Source organism: Anabaena sp. PCC 7938 (genome assembly GCF_049315035.1).
GTDB lineage: Bacteria > Cyanobacteriota > Cyanobacteriia > Cyanobacteriales > Nostocaceae > Anabaena > Anabaena cylindrica.
The window spans coordinates 2,220,482-2,236,615 of sequence record NZ_CP186034.1; the positions used below are offsets into that span (position 1 = coordinate 2,220,482).

Here is a 16,134-nt window from a genome sequence, read left to right on the forward strand (position 1 = left end):
GGAGACAGAAAAAATTGCTCTAGCAAGCTAAGGATACAAAATTTGAAAATAAAATTTACAAATAAATAGAATATTTAATTTTTCCCAAGTATACTGCAAACCCGTGAAATCGGGACTTATGTCATACTGAGCGTAACGTAGTGCAGTGTATCCCTTCGGGACACTTTGTGAACGCGGAGCGTCTCGTAGAGAAGTATCTCGGAGATTATTTACTTCGTATGGCTAACGCCACACTGCGCTATCAGAATGACACTTTTAACCCGTTTTTAGTATAAACCACGTCTATTTTGAAACCAATAGACATCTCCGAAAAAGAATCTAGAGACGTTCCATGGAACGTCTCTACAAGGGTTCTAGGATACGCATATTGAAATTCAGTCGATGTCTAGTAAGGTTTCTGGGATTTTTTTGCCTAGATTTTGTATATTTATGTACTGAAGAACCAGAGTTCCCTGCGATGCACTCAGCAGTTCGGCAAGCTCACTGTAAAACTTGTCGAAGCGTTCCCTTGTGAAAAAATCCAGTTCTTAACTTGGATGAGGTTTACTTACTCAGATTTATCAATTTGGGAGTAGATGCAGTTCCCAAAAAACTAGCTGATTCGCCTCAATTTTACTCATTTTCTAGCTAAATTACGAATAACGGGGATTTTTTCTTAATTTTCGTTGTCTGAAAACAACACAAATTCGTTAACTTATCCGCAAGTGACGCAAGCAGATTTAGGACAATGAATCGTTATATTCCACAGAAAAAATATCGTGAGGCGCACCTTGCTCACGAAAACTAGTTTGGGTAACATCCACCTTTGTATTAAAGCGTTTTCCCAATCCGTGGATTAAACCAATTACCATGGGGGCTAAACCCTGTCGAGTAGATTGATAGTGCAAATCCATAGATTTTTCATCGGTGTGTTCACAATCAAAGGATGGAGGACGGAGTTGGGGAAAACTCAAACCGACTCGTGCGTGCAGATTGTCAAGGTTCTCCATAAACTCCCCTAAAGAGTCGCCAGCACTATCTAAAAGTTCCCCATAACCTTCTTCGGCCGTGTATGTCACCCAGTATTCTCCAAAGGCTTTCAGTATTTCTTCTGCCTCCATGCCCAAAACTTCAGAAGTTGCGGCGACTAAACGATAGGTAATATCGTCAGAATAGGCATCCATGCCAATAAAAAAATCAATGTCTTCAAGGTCAGCTTTTTGTTTGATGCTTTCCCAGGTATCCTCACCGTGATATTTGCAAATCATCTCTTCAATCGCTTTGTTAACTAGACCATACATTGACTCAAGCTCCAAAGTATAAAAGACAACTATACGTTAGCATTTATTTATCGCGTTAACAAATCCAGGACTTACGCAACTGGCTTGCTTTGTAGCGACTGTCTTAATTGTCAAGCGATCGCATAACTCACCATTATCCCTTAAATTTATAGTGTGTTATGGACTAGACATCTCTGAAAAAGAGCCGAGAATCCCTACCCATAGAACATCTCTAAAAGTGGTACTACACGAAAAAGTTTGCAAAAATCCTCTAAGGTACTTCCAATTAAAAAAATACCCAAAAGTTTCTTAAAGTTTCTTGTGGTGCGGGCATCTTGCCCGCAAATTATCAAGGACAGGCAGGATGCCCATCCCACAAAATTGGGGAATCTATTTTTTGATGAACCCGTGATAAAAGATGCATCCGAAGCATTACCAAATTTCAAACCTTTGAACCTAAAAAAACTTGGACTTAATGAAATAGCCCTGATTAAAGGTAAAGGTAATTACTGTGCAGTCCTAATAGATTTAGATACATCTCAACTAGTTGCTATATTGAACGGACGTACACAAGAAATAATCAAGGAAACTCTTATGAAATGGGGATCTGAGGTTTTAGAACAAATAGAAGAAGTCAGTATAGATTTTACCACTTGCATTAGTTCCAATCAGAACCGTCAAAGAATCAAGTGGAAGTTCAGCACAACGGAAGCTTTTCCAATTTTCGAGAATGAGTTTTTTAAGCATAATCAACTCCCAAAATCTTTCTTATCTTTATCGTAACCAAAATCCACCCCACTCAAAATTACTAAACAACCCTCAGCGAACCTCAGCGCCCCTCTGCGTTTCAATTACCTCCTCCACCTTCCTCAACTCACCAGCCCGCCAACTATCAGCAATATCTTTAATAAAACTAGCGAGAGGAATAGCCACCAACAAACCCAAAACTCCTCCCAATTTTGCACCTAACAATAAAGAAATTACCACCCAAACAGGATTTAAACCTGTTAAATTACCCAAAATACGCGGGGCGATAAAATTAGAATTTATTTGGTCAATAGCAACAGCTACACCTAAAACTTCTACACCTAACCAAAAGTTGTTCAACGCCACTAATAGACTAACTATAGCAATACCTATACCCGTACCAAATGGAAAGAGAGAAAAAAGACCAATTGCAATTCCAAAAAGTAATGCTAAGGGAACTCGTAACGCCACAAATGCCAGAGTTACTACTACACCTAATACAGCGCCTAATGTTGCTTGACCGATAAAATAATTTTGAAAATCTTCTCGTAATAAATCTCTAACTCTTGTGCCAATATTTTGCGGAAACCACTGGTAAATTCCATTCCATAAAGGTTCACCATTCAAAATTAAATAAACGGTTATTACTAATGTTAATAGGATGTTGACTAAAGCCCCAATTGTGTCGAAGGCAAAACCTAAAATTTTGCCTGTAAACGACTGAAATTGATTAGAGATTCTTTCCAGAAGTTGAGTTGCTAAACCGCTTAAATTCACAGGCAGTTGTTGTGTTGCTGCCCAATTTAAAAATACTTGCAATTGATCATTGCCAGATTCAATCCAATGAGGAAAAATATTAACTAGTTCGTTAAGTTGTTGGAAAATAAGCGGTACTAAAATAACGCCAACAGCCCCTAAAATTATTATAGCTAATAGCAATACTCCTACAATTGCTAAATTACGGGGAACTCCGCGTTTCTGAAAAAATTTAATCGGATAGTTTAAAACAAAAGCTAATAAAATTGCGGCAGAAACAACACTTACTAAAGGTTGAAAGTACTGTACAACCTGAATTAATAACCAACCATTAAGAATGACTACGGGAAAGGCTAAACCTATGTTTACCCATTGCGGTATTCTGTTTGCTATTTGCATGAAGCTAATTCCAATATATTCATAATTTTTGCATTGTTCAGATATCTACTTATAATTTTGCAATTAGAAGATAGAAATTTTTCATTTTTGATTAATAAAGTCCATCATGATTTTTTGATGGATATTGCTTAACGGTCTGACTTCATTCGCTATGGCTGAATAACAATCACCTCGATATATATCTTCTGGGGTCAATAATCCCATGTCCCAACCTTCATTTAGAACTAATTGATCTAATTCCACTAATAATGGTGCTTGAAAAACATGACGGATAACTCTCTCGTCGGGATAAATTCCAAATTTACTAAAAGATGGTAATTCGTAACCAATTTCTTCAATTACTTCCCGCACTAGTGCTATTTCTGCTGTTTCACCAGGTTCTAAATGTCCCCCAAAGAATCCCCAGCAACCAGCAGCGGCGATAGTGGGGATATTGTCGCGTAGTTGCATGAGATATTTGTCGTTTTGGTAGAGAATTACAATTGCTACTTGTGGTATTTGATTATTCATAAATTTCTACATTGGGTAAGGTTATTTGTGTTCTTGCTATGTGAAATTACTTATTTTTTATATAGCGGTTCTCGGTTGAGTGAGATACAAGAACCCCAACCCCCTCATCGCTTGCGGGGAGGGGGCTATGATGTCTTTCATTCAAATGCATACCCCTATAGTTCTGGTAGAGGATAGTCATCCCTAGCTGTTCATTTTCATTGTTATTCTTCTTCTAAATAAATCTCACCGTACTCTTGACCAGCTAAAGGAATACTTTTGTATTTTACTTTACCCTTCAACACTACATCTTGTCCCACTTGGAAATTTTTTTGATTAGTCACAACCCAGATTTTGCCTGTTGAGTCAGCGATTTGATATACTTGCCGCTTAACTAAAGGAGCTTGTTTTTCTACCTTGCCTTGAATGTAAACTGTAGTTGTGCGGTTGTCTTGTGCTGGTTTAATTGCCTGAATCGGTGTAACGTTAGCGCCAATTCTCAGATTATTTAAGTTCAATTCACCAGGTTTTCCGTTACCACAACTACAAATTCCTAGTACCAGAAAAACGGTTAATCCTTGGTAAAAAGATTTCATAGAAGTCAGTTTTGCTTGTTGCCGAAAAGCAAACGATTGAGAGAATTTTTGCATGAATTCTAACCTTGTTACCAGTTTTCTCAAGTTTCCATTCATACCAAGTTGTGCTGATTACAGGAGATGGACAGAACAACTGTTTTTAATTTATCCTTTTCTTCTTGATCCTTCAGTTGATGCAGCTAATCTGAGAAAATAGTCGAAGGCAGAATGCAGGAGTCAGAAGTCAAATCAATACTCTCCCTCATTTTTCAAGTCCCCCAGTCCCCTTACAGGTAAATTTTATGGAAATAAAAACTGCCAAACTGCTTGATGGTAAGGCATTAGCAGCTAAAATTCATCAAGAATTGGCTGCAATGATCGCACAATTACAACCCAAAATTGGCCGACCTCCTGGTTTAGCAGTGTTGATGGTGGGGGATAATCCCGCATCAGCAGCTTATGTAAGTAATAAAGAAAAAGCCTGCACTAAAGTGGGTATTGCATCTTTTGGTAAGCATTTTCCTGCCGCAACTACCTTAACAGAGCTAGAGGAAGTCATTAGTGAACTTAACCAAGATCAACGGGTAGATGGGATTTTGGTACAGTTGCCTTTACCTAATCATTTAGATTCAATTGCACTATTACACCAAATTGCACCCGATAAAGACGCAGATGGACTACACCCAGTGAACTTAGGACGACTGGCGCGGGGTGAGTCGGGTTTACGCAGTTGCACCCCCGCTGGTGTGATGAGACTGCTAGAAGAATATAAAATTCCTTTGGTGGGAAAACAAGCAGTAGTAGTAGGACGTAGTATTTTAGTGGGTAAGCCCATGGCTTTGATGCTATTAGAGGCCAATGCCACTGTCACCATAGCTCATTCGCGATCGCATGACTTAAAATCCATCACCCAAAATGCTGATATTCTCATTGCAGCAGCAGGTATTCCCGGACTAATCACGGCTGAGATGGTGAAACCGGGCGCTGTTGTGGTAGATGTGGGAATAAACCGCGTCACTGATAGCAATGGGAAAAGCCGTTTGGTCGGTGACATCGACTTTCAATCAACCGCTAAGGTGGCAGAATATATCACCCCAGTTCCCGGTGGTATCGGGCCAATGACAGTCGCTATGCTATTGCAAAATACAGTTTCTAGCTACTTACGGGCAACGGGCAATTAGAGTACTGAGTATGGAGTACTGAGTATTGAGTGTGGAGTATGGAGTAATTAACGCTTTCCTGAACATTTTGACAGTTAAGCAGTGATAATTCCTAACTGACTGTAACGATTTAAGATTTTTTGGCTCAAAACCCCTAGTTGAAACGGGGAAATCAAGCTAAAATCCAAAATCTAAAATCCAAAATAAAATCACCAGTGAATCTTTCTGCTCCAGCACACCGTAAAATCTTCATATATATTGCAAGCAAACGAAAATTTTAGGACTCTAGGAATGGTAGCAACGGATAACTTTCAGAAAAAATCAGAGGAAACCAGGTTTAACCTCGCTTCCTATCTCAAAGAACGACAAAAGCTTTGTGATACTGCTTTAGATCAGGCTATTCCTGTCGTTTACCCAGAAAAGATTTATGAAGCCATGCGCTACTCTCTATTAGCAGGAGGTAAGCGTGTGCGTCCCATTCTTTGTCTTGCTACCTCGGAAATGATTGGTGGCACAATTGAAATGGCCATGCCTACGGCTTGTGCAGTGGAAATGATCCACACCATGTCGTTGATTCATGACGACCTACCTGCCATGGATAATGATGATTACCGTCGCGGCAAGTTGACAAATCACAAGGTCTACGGCGAAGATATTGCGATTTTAGCAGGGGATGGTTTATTGGCTTTAGCTTTTGAGTTTGTTGCTACCCAAACACCCCAAAACGTGCCAAGAGAGCGAGCTTTACAAGTAATTGCTCGTTTGGGTAAGGCGTTGGGAGCGGCTGGTTTAGTTGGTGGTCAAGTGGTAGATTTAGATTCAGAAGGTAAATCTGATATTTCTCTGGAAACACTGAATTTTATTCATAACCACAAAACAGCCGCCCTATTAGAAGCTTGTGTTGTTTGCGGCGGAGTTATTGCTGGTGCATCTGCTGAAGATGTAGAAAAATTAACTCGTTATTCGCAAAATATTGGTCTGGCATTCCAAATCATTGATGATATTCTGGATATCACCTCTACTCAAGAACAACTAGGCAAAACCGCAGGTAAAGACCTAAAAGCCGAGAAAGTCACCTATCCTAGCCTGTGGGGAATTGACGAATCACGAGCCAAAGCCCAACAGCTAGTTGAGTCAGCTTGTGTAGAATTAGCATCATTTGGAGAAAAAGCCCTACCTCTTCAAGCGATCGCTCATTATATAGTTAGTCGCAATCACTAACATAAAAACCTAAAAAGCAGAAGACTTTAAATATATCCATCTATTTAACAATTTCTGCTGTGCTAGGCGGATTTGGCATTTTGGCTTACATAAAAAACTGTTCCTCAACACACAACCACTGCCCATATTTAACTAATTACCAAACCAAAACACCATGCAGGACATAGGCGACATTTTAAACAACAGGGTGCTGCTGGTTGCTCTTGTAGCTTGTTTTGTTGCTCAAGGATTAAAACTCATCTTTGAAGTCATCAAACATCGCAAAATAGATGTGCGTGTCTTAGTAACCACCGGAGGTATGCCCAGCGCCCATTCAGCTTTGGTAACAGCTTTAGCCGCTGGTGTCGGACAAACTCTAGGTTGGGCATCTCCTGATTTTGCTGTAGCTGTGGTTTTTGCCATTATTGTCATGTACGACGCAGCTGGAGTGCGTCAAGCTGCTGGTAAACAAGCTCGCATACTCAATCAAATGATTGACGAATTATTTCATGAAAAACCAGACTTTAACCAAGGCCGTCTCAAGGAGTTACTTGGACACACACCAGTTCAAGTAATCGCTGGTTCTGCTTTGGGTATAGCTATCTATTTGTTATCTAGAGCGGCTTATTAGTTGTTAGTCATTGGTAAACTGTTAACTAAAAATTACTTGGAATTTACTACTGAGCGCAGTAACATCACTTTTTTACCATCTGCTAAGAGGGCAAAAAAACCACCCTCATTTAATTTTTCTAAAGTTTTGTATGCCTCTGTTTGATTGGTAGTATAAACAGCCAATAAATAAGGGCGTTGTCCATAAGAAACAAGACCCACATTACCCCCTACTGCTCTTTGCAAACTACTTGCCATTTCTGGACGATTAAAATAATCTACCAGTACAGCATAACCATCTCCTAATATTTTAGGATTATAGCTGACTCTTTGATTTGCTGAGGGTGGGGAAGTAACTATTGCCGGTGGTACAATTCTTGCAGGTGTTACTGTTGGTGGTGTGGGTCTAGTAGTGATAATGGCAGATAATCCCACAATATTGTTCACATATTTTGCCCAACGATTAGCATCATCAATCTTGTTGAACCCACCAATCCGCGTTACTGTTCCATTCAAGTATTTACACGTAACAGGTTTCAAATCAGATGGTAAAGCACTGCGTAACTGTTGTTGACTATTAGTTGTAGGACTAACAACTAATAAAAGATACTCACCTGTATTAGGCGGTTGACAAATGGGAATAGTCGGTTGGGCTAAAACAGAATTAATACCACCAATAAAGGGAGCAATTGCTAATAATAAAGTACTTGGTAAAAAATCAAATTTGATCACAAACATTGGATACCTAATATTGTTTATTTTACAAGATGTCTAAAACGTAAGGAGTCAGGAGACATTACACAGACCTGCGGTTCAGAATGTTTATGAAATGAAGAATAGAGATAAGTGAGATTTTATCAAAATCATCAAAGTTGACTAAAACAGCCTTTATTCTCCTGACTTGCAGTATTCTCTATCCTGAATACTTACTATAAAACTACTTTTTGTTTCCTTTAGATTTGCAGAGGAAGAGCAAATAAACATAAAATAAAGATCAACAAATCTTTATCATAACTCTCCTCAGCAACTGATGAGAAAATTTATGGAAATTTATGACGCAGTTGTTAAAGATGCCAAAGGATCAGTAATTGTTGTAGAAGGAGCCGTAAATTCCCCGGTGATGACATACTCTAATCGCAATTTTAGCCAAGTAATAAATTGAGAATTAGTAGAAATAATTGCCACCGGAGGTTTAGGACACTTCGCTTTTATCTGTTTCATTTCCGGTGCTTCCAAAAAAGCCGGTTGCTTAACTAACCAAAAATCAATTTCTTTTTCTTGTTCGTGGTAGTTGCGAGTACGTTCTTTCAAAACTTCGTGTATTGGCTCTTCTTCGAGTAGAAAATGTTGACTAGCCAAAACGTAATAGTATGTTTGCATTTTCATCCTTTGGTTACTATTTAATAATTTATAGGGTACAGGAGCATTTCTGTACCCAAATCAGTTAACTTTTTTTGAATCCCTTAAACCAAGAACTAAAGGGACAACCACCACCCTTGTTTTCACTATTTGCTAGTTTGCCACCTGCTGTCAGTTTTTCTAAAAACAGGTTGTTGTCAAAATAGTGTTCCAAGGATATAACTTTTAAATCATCGGTGACACGAGCCACACTCATACCGATAATTTCCACTGTCTCCCCAGTTGGTGCAAAATCTTTGTAAGCACCCTGAAAATGTCCCCAGTGTCGCCACTTGAATGTAACATTAGGTGGGGCTGAATAAACTTCCAGCACTTCCCAAGGAAACCCTTGAGGAAATGTACTGTGAAAGATTTTAGCCGATGATTCAAAACTTTCTTCAGAAGCTTTGTAATGTTCGGAATCAGCCATAAAGAGGTTATAAGTACCCTGGGCGGATAAATCGGCTGCTGTGTACTCTTGACCCCCATTAGTACTGGCTCGAAACTGATCATTAGCAATAGATAACCATTGCTGGGGGTTACTTTTGAAAGATACCTCCATTTCCAAGGTTCTCACCAAGTTCTGCACGATCGCTTCTAGTGTACCCTCTAAGTGATTGCGGGTACTCTCTTTAGCCAGATTTTCTTTAGAACGGCTATAGTCTGGTGGTGTCTGATAACGCCATTCGGCATGGGTACTGTATGCAATTACTGTATCCCGATCCTGTACCCAAAGCGGTAGGTTGTTAGACTGTGTGGAAGTCATAGAGGTCTGATATTACAAATGTGACTTTACCTTGTTTCGGATTACGCAGCTAACTCCTCTCTAGTCAATTACGAATTACGAATTACGAATTACGAATTACCAAGTATGGCTTGTTTCATTTCCCGGACGGCTCTTTCTATTCCTACTAAAGCTGCCCGACTGATGATGGTATGACCAATGTTGAGTTCTTCCATGCCTGGAAGCGCCGCTATGGGGTAGACATTCCAATATGTGAGTCCATGTCCGGCATTTACCCTCAACCCAGCTTTAATCGCTTGCTCGCAACCTTGCGCTAATAAAGCTAGTTCACGTTGACGAGTTGTTTCATCTTGAGCCTCAGCATATTGTCCTGTGTGTAGTTCAATAAACTTTGCTTGCACCTTAGCTGAAGCTTCGATTTGTGCTGTTTCGGCATCAATAAATAGACTTACGGGAATGCCAGAACTTTGCAGCTTATCAACTATCTCACCTATTCTAGCAACTTGCCCGACAATATTCAAACCGCCTTCTGTGGTGACTTCTTCACGCTTTTCAGGTACTAATGTTACATAATCGGGTTTGATGTCGAGAGCAATTGACAACATTTCATCAGTTGCAGCCATTTCTAAATTGAGATGCGATCGCACCGTTTGTCTTAAAATTCTTACATCTCTGTCTTGAATATGTCTTCTATCTTCCCGCAAATGTACGGTAATTCCATCTGCACCTGCTAATTCTGCCAACACCGCAGCCGCTACAGGGTCAGGTTCTACTGTCCGTCTGGCTTGGCGAATGGTAGCGATATGGTCAATATTTACACCGAGTGTAGGCACGCCTGTTTTCTCCTGTTTCACTTTGTTTCAGATGTTGATTTTAACCAATTCAGGGGGTATGAGTAAGTTAGTGTTAACAATTGTCGTTATAATCAGGCAAGAAGCAGGGAGTAGCGGAGATAATAAATAATTACGAATTACGAATTACGAATTACGAATTACGAATTATAAAGAGGCGATATGCTTTTAGAACTGCAACAAATTATTGTCAACCCAGGCCAACAAATGTTACTCAAAGATATTAGTTGGCAGCAATTAGAAAATATTTTAGAAGAAATGGGAGAAAAGCGTGCAGCACGTATTTCTTATAGTCATGGCTGGTTAGAAATTATGGTTCCTTTACCTGAACACGAAAAAGATAAAGAGATATTTGGTGAACTGGTCAGAATTTTATTAGATAAACTCGAAATTGATTTTGAGCCTTTTGGTTCTACAACACTTAAAAATGAGCGAATGTGTCAAGCTGTCGAACCAGATACAAGTTTTTATATTCAAAATCAAGCAGCAATAATCGGGAAAAATAGGATTGACTTAAATATAGATCCACCACCAGATTTAGCTATCGAAATTGATATTACTTCCCGCACTCGATTTGAGAACTATGAAATTTTGGGAGTTCCTGAACTTTGGCGATATCAACAACAAGGCTTAGAAATTTTCTTGTTACAAGAAGGGAAATATGTAAAGTCCCAATCTAGTCCTAATCTTCCTAATATCCCTATTGTGGAATTAGTAAATGAGTATGTGCAGCAATGTTTAAAAATTGGCAGAAGTCAGGCTGTACGTAATTTTAGAAATTGGGTTAAGGATAATTTATAATAGAAATTTACGGCTTGATGAAAAAGGTGATAATTGCTCATGACTACCGAAAACAATCTAGCCATTGTGGACTGGGAATCCCATAACCCACCTACAGATTTAATATTTGATGATGGTGAACCTTTGGAATCAAATCGACATCGTATTGCCATGAATGTCTTGATTCGGTCATTGCAGCAAGCTTGGTGCGATCGCAATGATTATTTTACTGGCGGCAATATGTTTATTTACTACAGTAGCACCCAAGTTCGGAATCGTGATTTTCGAGGTCCCGATTTCTTTGCAGTTCTCAACGTTGATGGTACAAATTCTAGACAAGGTTGGGTAGTTTGGGAAGAAGATGGTCGCTATCCTGATGTGATTGTGGAATTAATGTCACGGTCTACAGCAGTAATAGATAAGGGAATTAAAAAAGACCTTTATGAACAAACTTTCCACACCTCAGATTATTTTGTCTACGACCCATTTGACCCTAATTCTTTACAAGGATGGCATTTAGATGAGAACCAAAAATATCAACCTTTGACTCCCAATGAAAATGGTTGGTTATGGTGCAGACGTTTGGGGTTTTGGTTAGGAACTTGGGAAGGAACTATAGATAAGGAAACTGCGGTTTGGGTGCGGTTTTATGATGTTGCTGGAAATCTAGTTTTATTACCGGAAGAAGCAGCTAAATCACAAGCAGCTAAATTGGCTGCTAGATTAAGAGAACTGGGTGAAAATCCAGATATGTTGTGATGTAAGTTCAATGCAGGTTGGGTTGATGCAAGAAAACCCAACATTTAACGAATTTGTAACTAACTCGAAGCACTAGTATAAAAACGTAATGCAAACCGCCAAAACCAAGTGGAAATTGAAAATAACGTCACCGCTAATATTACTGCACCAAATAACCAAATTAATTGACTTTCACCCAACATTGCTTGAGCGGGAACTGTGGTTAAAAATGCCACTGGAACTACAAAAGTGAAAAAAACGCGATAAGCAGTTGGATAAGCTATAACTGGATATCTGCCAGCTTCTAATAAACCTCGGAGTACTTCAGTCACATTATATATTTTGACAAACCAGATTGTGGTAGACCCCAACATAAACCACAGGCTGTAAAGAATCACTAAACTGCAACATAAGGGTAATATACTGAGTAAATACCTGTCGATTCCTAAACCCAGATTTTTACCTGCGTAGCCAATAATAATACAGCCAAAAATTAAATCTGGTAATCCCCATGGTGATAGGGTATGAAGGGAAAGCCAAAACTGACTGCGGATAGGTTTTAATAATACAAAGTCTAATGTACCTTCTTGGACATGACGAACAATGCGGTTTAGGTTGGGAGCTAGGAGAGTGGCAGAAAAGCCTTGTAATAGGGTGAACATTCCTAAAACTATTAAGGCTGCATCCCATGACCAGCCAGTAAAAGTGTAGCCTTGGCGGTAAAATAAGAATAGCCCAAACAAACTACCTGCTAGATTGCCTATGCTGGTGAGGGCAGCTAAGATGAAATTAATGCGATATTCCATTTCTGCGGCAATAGCAGTACTCCAAAATAACCTTAGTACTTTTAAATATCTTTGCATTTTGCTCCAATAAACCAATATCTACTAAATTTTGAATAACTTTATATAATTTTAATATTATTTTTTATTTTCTGAAAATTTTGAAGGTTAGATTTGAAGGATCTTAATTTCCGATCATCAATTGAATGACCGGGTTGCTTTGGTTTATGGGGAATTAATTTGGCTGAATCTGGCTTACTGGTTAGTTTTTTCTATCTGGGGATAATTTACTAAGAGAACTCCACAAAAAGAAATGCCCAATGTCATTCTGTTCACGAAGTGTGGCGTAAGCCACACGGAACGAAGTGTAGTGTTCGCGTAGCGTTCTGAAGGAAAGAATCCTCCGAGATGCTAGAGCCTCCGGCACGCTAACGCGAACGTTTCGCTTTGCTACACTCAGCATGACAAAACAGGATCGTTTATTTTGTGGCTTACTCTAATGGATTTTAAAAATTTCTAACAATATATGGCTAAACTTTCTAACGAATTACAACGCTATTTTTTTTGAAAAAGAAAGACCCGAAAAAGTTACTTTGGCAGATATTTTGTTACTAGCTAAAGAAAGAATTTTTGGTTTCTTGCTGGTGATTTTGTCTCTACCTTCTGCTTTACCAGTTCCTGCACCTGGTTATTCAACTCCTTTTGGTGTGCTGATTTTTCTGTTAGCTATACAGTTAATTGCAGGTGCGAAAACTCCTTGGCTACCTCCGAAGATGTTTAATTATCCTCTGCAACTATCTACTGTTCAGGGTTTTCTCAAAGCGGGATTGCCTTGGTTGCGTAGGATTGAAGCGCTCCGAAGGAATCGCACGTCCACGTCTATCCTATGTTTGTACCACGTTACCAGGTAGAATAACCATTGGTAGTGCGATAGCTCTCATGGCTATTTCAATGATGATTCCCATCCCTGGAACCAATACTCTACCAGCAATGGGCATTTTTGTGACAGCCTTTGGTTTATCAGAAGATGATGGTGCTATTAGTTTAGGCGGTTTAGTTCTATGTGTGATGGGAGAAATTTTAACTACCTCAATTCTGTTGGCTTTGATGTGGGGTGGTTCTAGTTTGTTAGATGTGATCAAAACTTGGTTAGGTCGGTAAAAATCATACTTCAGAACAATGAACCCATAACAGCAGCAGTTGATAATTTTCTCATGACTTCCAATATTAGTTTTGATTTATTCCTGGAAAATCTCTTTTTTTTCCTAGTAGCTACATCGTTTTTTGTCATTGTCGATGTTGCATGGAAACACGCAAAACCTTACACCCTGCCGGAACCTTTGCCAGGATGGTTTAAAATCTGGTTGGGTACGGTGCAACTGGGGGGAATAGTCTTACCACTCATAGTTATGCTGTTGTGGGGTGTTCTCTGGGGATATACTTCAGTTTTAAGCGTACTGGCTGGGTATTTTTTGATGTTAGGGTTGCAGATACTTTCAGAAATTCTCACACTCAGACGTTTTCAAACCGTAGTTTGGGTAATGGTTCCTTATATATATTTGCCTTATCGGATTTGGCAATTGTTTGAGGGTTTAAATCTTTTGGGTTCAGAAACTAATTTCCTGTGGGTACGTAACTTATTAGTTTTTGAGATTGTGTTGTGGACTTTAAACTATGCCTTGGATGTAACACAGTTACCAAGATTGCTGCGGTGGGAAGTGAGAGAGGAAAACGGATTAGAACAAGAATACAAAGTTGATTAACCTGACTCCTGACTCCTGACTCCTAACTCCTGACTCCTGACTCCTGACTCCTGACTCCGAACTCCGAACTCCGAACTCCGAACTCCTGATTCCTGATATGGTAACTTCAAACAAGGAAAATATTTTTTTGGAAGTTACGATTTGAAAACACGTTCTAATTATTGGTTACTGCTACCCTATATCCGCACCCAATGGGAAACCGTCGCTAAGGGATTTGTGGGTATTCTAGGATATGTATTGGCTACGTTAACGCTGATTAATATAGCGGGTAAATTGGCAGTTCCCTTTGGACAGGGTAATGTAGTAGCGATCGCTCAATTAACAGGAGTCTGTGCTTTAGTATTTCTTGTGCGTGGCTTTTTTCAGTCTATGCAAGATTTATACATGGCACGCGCAGCTTTAAGAATTGCTTTTCACCTCCGTCAACAAGTTTACACACACTTACAAAAGCTCAATCTCAGCTATTTTGAAACTGCAAAAGCTGGTGATTTATCTTACCGTCTCACTGAGGATGTTGACAGGGTTGGGGAAGTCATCAATAAGCTTTTTCATGATTTTGCACCTTGCGTTTTGCAGTTGTTAGCAATTCCCATTTACATGATTTACTTGAATTGGCAACTCACTTTGGCCACAGTGATAGTTGCGCCAATTATGGGAATTTTAATTGGTTGGTTTGGAGAACGTTTACGGAAATATTCGCTCAGAAGTCAAAATCGAGTTTCTGATTTATCTGCTATTCTCACAGAAGTATTCAGTGGTATTCGGTTAATTCAAGCTTTTGCAGCGGAAAACTATGAAATTGCGAGATTTAGCCATGAAGCAGAACGCAGTTTAAAAGCTAAATATTCAGCAGAAAAATTAAAAGCAATTCAAATTCCCATTGTGGGATTTTTGGAAGCTTTGAGTGCTTTGTCTTTGCTGATGGTGGGAACGTGGCAAATTTCTCAAAATAATTTAACGGTAGGAGCTTTTTTCAGTTATTTAGCAGCAGCAGCTTTGTTAATTGATCCTATCGGTCATACTACTAATAACTATAACGAATTTAAACAAGGTGAGGCTTCAGTTGACCGAGTATTTGAGTTGTTAGCAATTCAACCGACGGTATTAGAAAAGCCAAATGCAATTAAGCTGCCAGCAGTAGATGGCAAAGTTGAATATCGTGATGTGACTTTTGCTTATAAAGCTGGTGAACCTGTATTAAATAATATTAGTTTATTGGTAAAGCCTGGTCAAGCGATCGCACTGGTGGGTGCTTCTGGTGCTGGTAAAACTACTTTTGTCAATCTTTTACCCCGTTTCTATGATCCTGAAGTGGGGACAATTTTTATAGATGGTGTAAATATTCGTGATGTAACTTTAAATAGTCTCAGAAAACAAATTGGCATAGTTCCCCAAGAAACTATCATGTTTTCGGGAACAATTGCCCAAAATATCGCTTTTGGACAAAAAGTTTATGATCTCAGCACAGTTGAAGATGCGGCAAAAATTGCTAATGCTCATCAATTTATTCAGCAACTACCAGAGGGTTATAATACATGGGTAGGTGAGCGTGGTGTGAATTTATCTGGTGGACAAAGACAGAGAATTGCGATCGCTCGTGCTGTACTGTTAAATCCGCAGATTTTGATATTGGATGAAGCGACATCTGCATTAGATTCGGAATCAGAAGCTTTGGTACAGGAAGCTTTAGAAAGATTAATGAAAAACCGCACAGTGCTAATTATAGCTCATAGGTTATCGACGGTGCGGAAGTGCGATCGCATTTTGGTTTTAGAAAAAGGACAAATAGTGGAATCGGGAAATCATGAAGAATTGTTGGCTTTAGAAGGGAGATATGCGCGGTATTATGCTCAACAGTTTAGTTAAATCAACCTCATATTAAC

The 16,134-nt window shown here is 39.2% G+C and carries 17 protein-coding genes and 3 pseudogenes; 10 read left to right on the plus strand and 10 right to left on the minus strand.

Annotated elements, in window-relative coordinates:
• Nucleotides 1–719 precede the first annotated feature (719 nt).
• Nucleotides 720–1,280, minus strand: coding sequence for a heme NO-binding domain-containing protein (locus tag ACOWPH_RS10195; protein WP_015215274.1), 561 nt, complete (start codon nt 1,278–1,280; stop codon nt 720–722).
• Between the two features lie 381 nt (nt 1,281–1,661).
• Here ACOWPH_RS10195 and ACOWPH_RS10200 point away from each other — a divergent pair.
• A pseudogene (locus tag ACOWPH_RS10200) lies at nt 1,662–1,904 on the plus strand (transposase); the annotation flags it as partial.
• Here the strand turns inward: ACOWPH_RS10200 and ACOWPH_RS10205 are convergent.
• The 4 genes and pseudogenes from ACOWPH_RS10205 to ACOWPH_RS10220 all read right to left on the minus strand — a co-directional run.
• A pseudogene (locus ACOWPH_RS10205) lies at nt 1,905–2,006 on the minus strand (AAA family ATPase); the annotation flags it as partial. It abuts the pseudogene before it with no gap.
• A 72-nt stretch (nt 2,007–2,078) separates the two neighbouring features.
• On the minus strand, nt 2,079–3,161 hold the full coding sequence (locus ACOWPH_RS10210) for an AI-2E family transporter (protein ID WP_015215276.1): 1,083 nt from the start codon (nt 3,159–3,161) through the stop codon (nt 2,079–2,081).
• 81 nt (nt 3,162–3,242) lie between these two features.
• The gene (locus tag ACOWPH_RS10215; RefSeq protein ID WP_015215277.1) at nt 3,243–3,671 is read right to left on the minus strand and encodes an NUDIX hydrolase; all 429 of its coding nucleotides are present in this window, start codon (nt 3,669–3,671) and stop codon (nt 3,243–3,245) included.
• 203 nt (nt 3,672–3,874) lie between these two features.
• A complete protein-coding gene (locus ACOWPH_RS10220; protein WP_015215278.1) occupies nt 3,875–4,300 on the minus strand; it encodes a hypothetical protein in 426 nt (141 codons plus the stop codon).
• Between ACOWPH_RS10220 and ACOWPH_RS10225 the strand changes: the two genes are divergently transcribed.
• From ACOWPH_RS10225 to ACOWPH_RS10240, 4 genes are all read left to right on the plus strand, one after another.
• Nucleotides 4,299–4,442 carry a hypothetical protein gene (locus ACOWPH_RS10225; protein WP_250855137.1) on the plus strand — a complete coding sequence of 48 codons (144 nt, stop codon included), beginning with the start codon at nt 4,299–4,301 and terminating at the stop codon, nt 4,440–4,442. The two genes, ACOWPH_RS10220 and ACOWPH_RS10225, sit on opposite strands and share 2 nt — an antisense overlap.
• An 85-nt stretch (nt 4,443–4,527) precedes the next feature.
• Nucleotides 4,528–5,406: a bifunctional methylenetetrahydrofolate dehydrogenase/methenyltetrahydrofolate cyclohydrolase FolD gene (folD, locus tag ACOWPH_RS10230; RefSeq protein ID WP_015215279.1), complete on the plus strand. Its 879-nt coding sequence runs from the start codon at nt 4,528–4,530 to the stop codon at nt 5,404–5,406.
• A gap of 270 nt (nt 5,407–5,676) precedes the next feature.
• Entirely contained in the window at nt 5,677–6,606 is a 930-nt protein-coding gene (gene crtE / locus ACOWPH_RS10235; protein ID WP_015215280.1) for a geranylgeranyl diphosphate synthase CrtE, read from the plus strand.
• A 154-nt stretch (nt 6,607–6,760) separates the two neighbouring features.
• Nucleotides 6,761–7,216 carry a divergent PAP2 family protein gene (locus ACOWPH_RS10240; protein ID WP_015215281.1) on the plus strand — a complete coding sequence of 152 codons (456 nt, stop codon included), beginning with the start codon at nt 6,761–6,763 and terminating at the stop codon, nt 7,214–7,216.
• A gap of 32 nt (nt 7,217–7,248) precedes the next feature.
• Here the strand turns inward: ACOWPH_RS10240 and ACOWPH_RS10245 are convergent, their stop codons facing one another.
• The 4 genes from ACOWPH_RS10245 to ACOWPH_RS10260 all read right to left on the minus strand — a co-directional run bounded on the left by ACOWPH_RS10245 (nt 7,249) and on the right by ACOWPH_RS10260 (nt 10,170).
• Entirely contained in the window at nt 7,249–7,932 is a 684-nt protein-coding gene (locus ACOWPH_RS10245) for a hypothetical protein (RefSeq protein WP_015215282.1), read from the minus strand.
• A 312-nt stretch (nt 7,933–8,244) separates the two neighbouring features.
• Complete coding sequence (locus ACOWPH_RS10250) at nt 8,245–8,574, minus strand: MgPME-cyclase complex family protein (RefSeq protein ID WP_015215283.1); 330 nt, start codon at nt 8,572–8,574, stop codon at nt 8,245–8,247.
• 64 nt (nt 8,575–8,638) lie between these two features.
• Nucleotides 8,639–9,358 (minus strand): hypothetical protein, encoded by a 720-nt coding sequence (locus tag ACOWPH_RS10255; protein WP_015215284.1) that lies wholly within the window; start codon nt 9,356–9,358, stop codon nt 8,639–8,641.
• Between the two features lie 89 nt (nt 9,359–9,447).
• Entirely contained in the window at nt 9,448–10,170 is a 723-nt protein-coding gene (locus tag ACOWPH_RS10260; RefSeq protein ID WP_015215285.1) for a pyridoxine 5'-phosphate synthase, read from the minus strand.
• 180 nt (nt 10,171–10,350) lie between these two features.
• Between ACOWPH_RS10260 and ACOWPH_RS10265 the strand changes: the two genes are divergently transcribed.
• On the plus strand, nt 10,351–10,989 hold the full coding sequence (locus tag ACOWPH_RS10265; protein WP_015215286.1) for a Uma2 family endonuclease: 639 nt from the start codon (nt 10,351–10,353) through the stop codon (nt 10,987–10,989).
• 39 nt (nt 10,990–11,028) lie between these two features.
• A complete protein-coding gene (locus ACOWPH_RS10270; RefSeq protein ID WP_015215287.1) occupies nt 11,029–11,727 on the plus strand; it encodes a Uma2 family endonuclease in 699 nt (232 codons plus the stop codon).
• 59 nt (nt 11,728–11,786) lie between these two features.
• Here the strand turns inward: ACOWPH_RS10270 and ACOWPH_RS10275 are convergent, their stop codons facing one another.
• Nucleotides 11,787–12,569, minus strand: coding sequence for an ABC transporter permease (locus ACOWPH_RS10275; protein WP_015215288.1), 783 nt, complete (start codon nt 12,567–12,569; stop codon nt 11,787–11,789).
• Between the two features lie 445 nt (nt 12,570–13,014).
• Here ACOWPH_RS10275 and ACOWPH_RS10280 point away from each other — a divergent pair.
• From ACOWPH_RS10280 to ACOWPH_RS10290, 3 genes and pseudogenes are all read left to right on the plus strand, one after another.
• Nucleotides 13,015–13,649: pseudogene (locus ACOWPH_RS10280) on the plus strand (exopolysaccharide biosynthesis protein).
• Nucleotides 13,650–13,702: 53 nt separating this feature from the next.
• Complete coding sequence (locus tag ACOWPH_RS10285; RefSeq protein ID WP_015215289.1) at nt 13,703–14,251, plus strand: hypothetical protein; 549 nt, start codon at nt 13,703–13,705, stop codon at nt 14,249–14,251.
• A 141-nt stretch (nt 14,252–14,392) separates the two neighbouring features.
• On the plus strand, nt 14,393–16,117 hold the full coding sequence (locus ACOWPH_RS10290; protein ID WP_015215290.1) for an ABC transporter ATP-binding protein: 1,725 nt from the start codon (nt 14,393–14,395) through the stop codon (nt 16,115–16,117).
• The last annotated feature ends 17 nt before the right edge of the window (nt 16,118–16,134 follow it).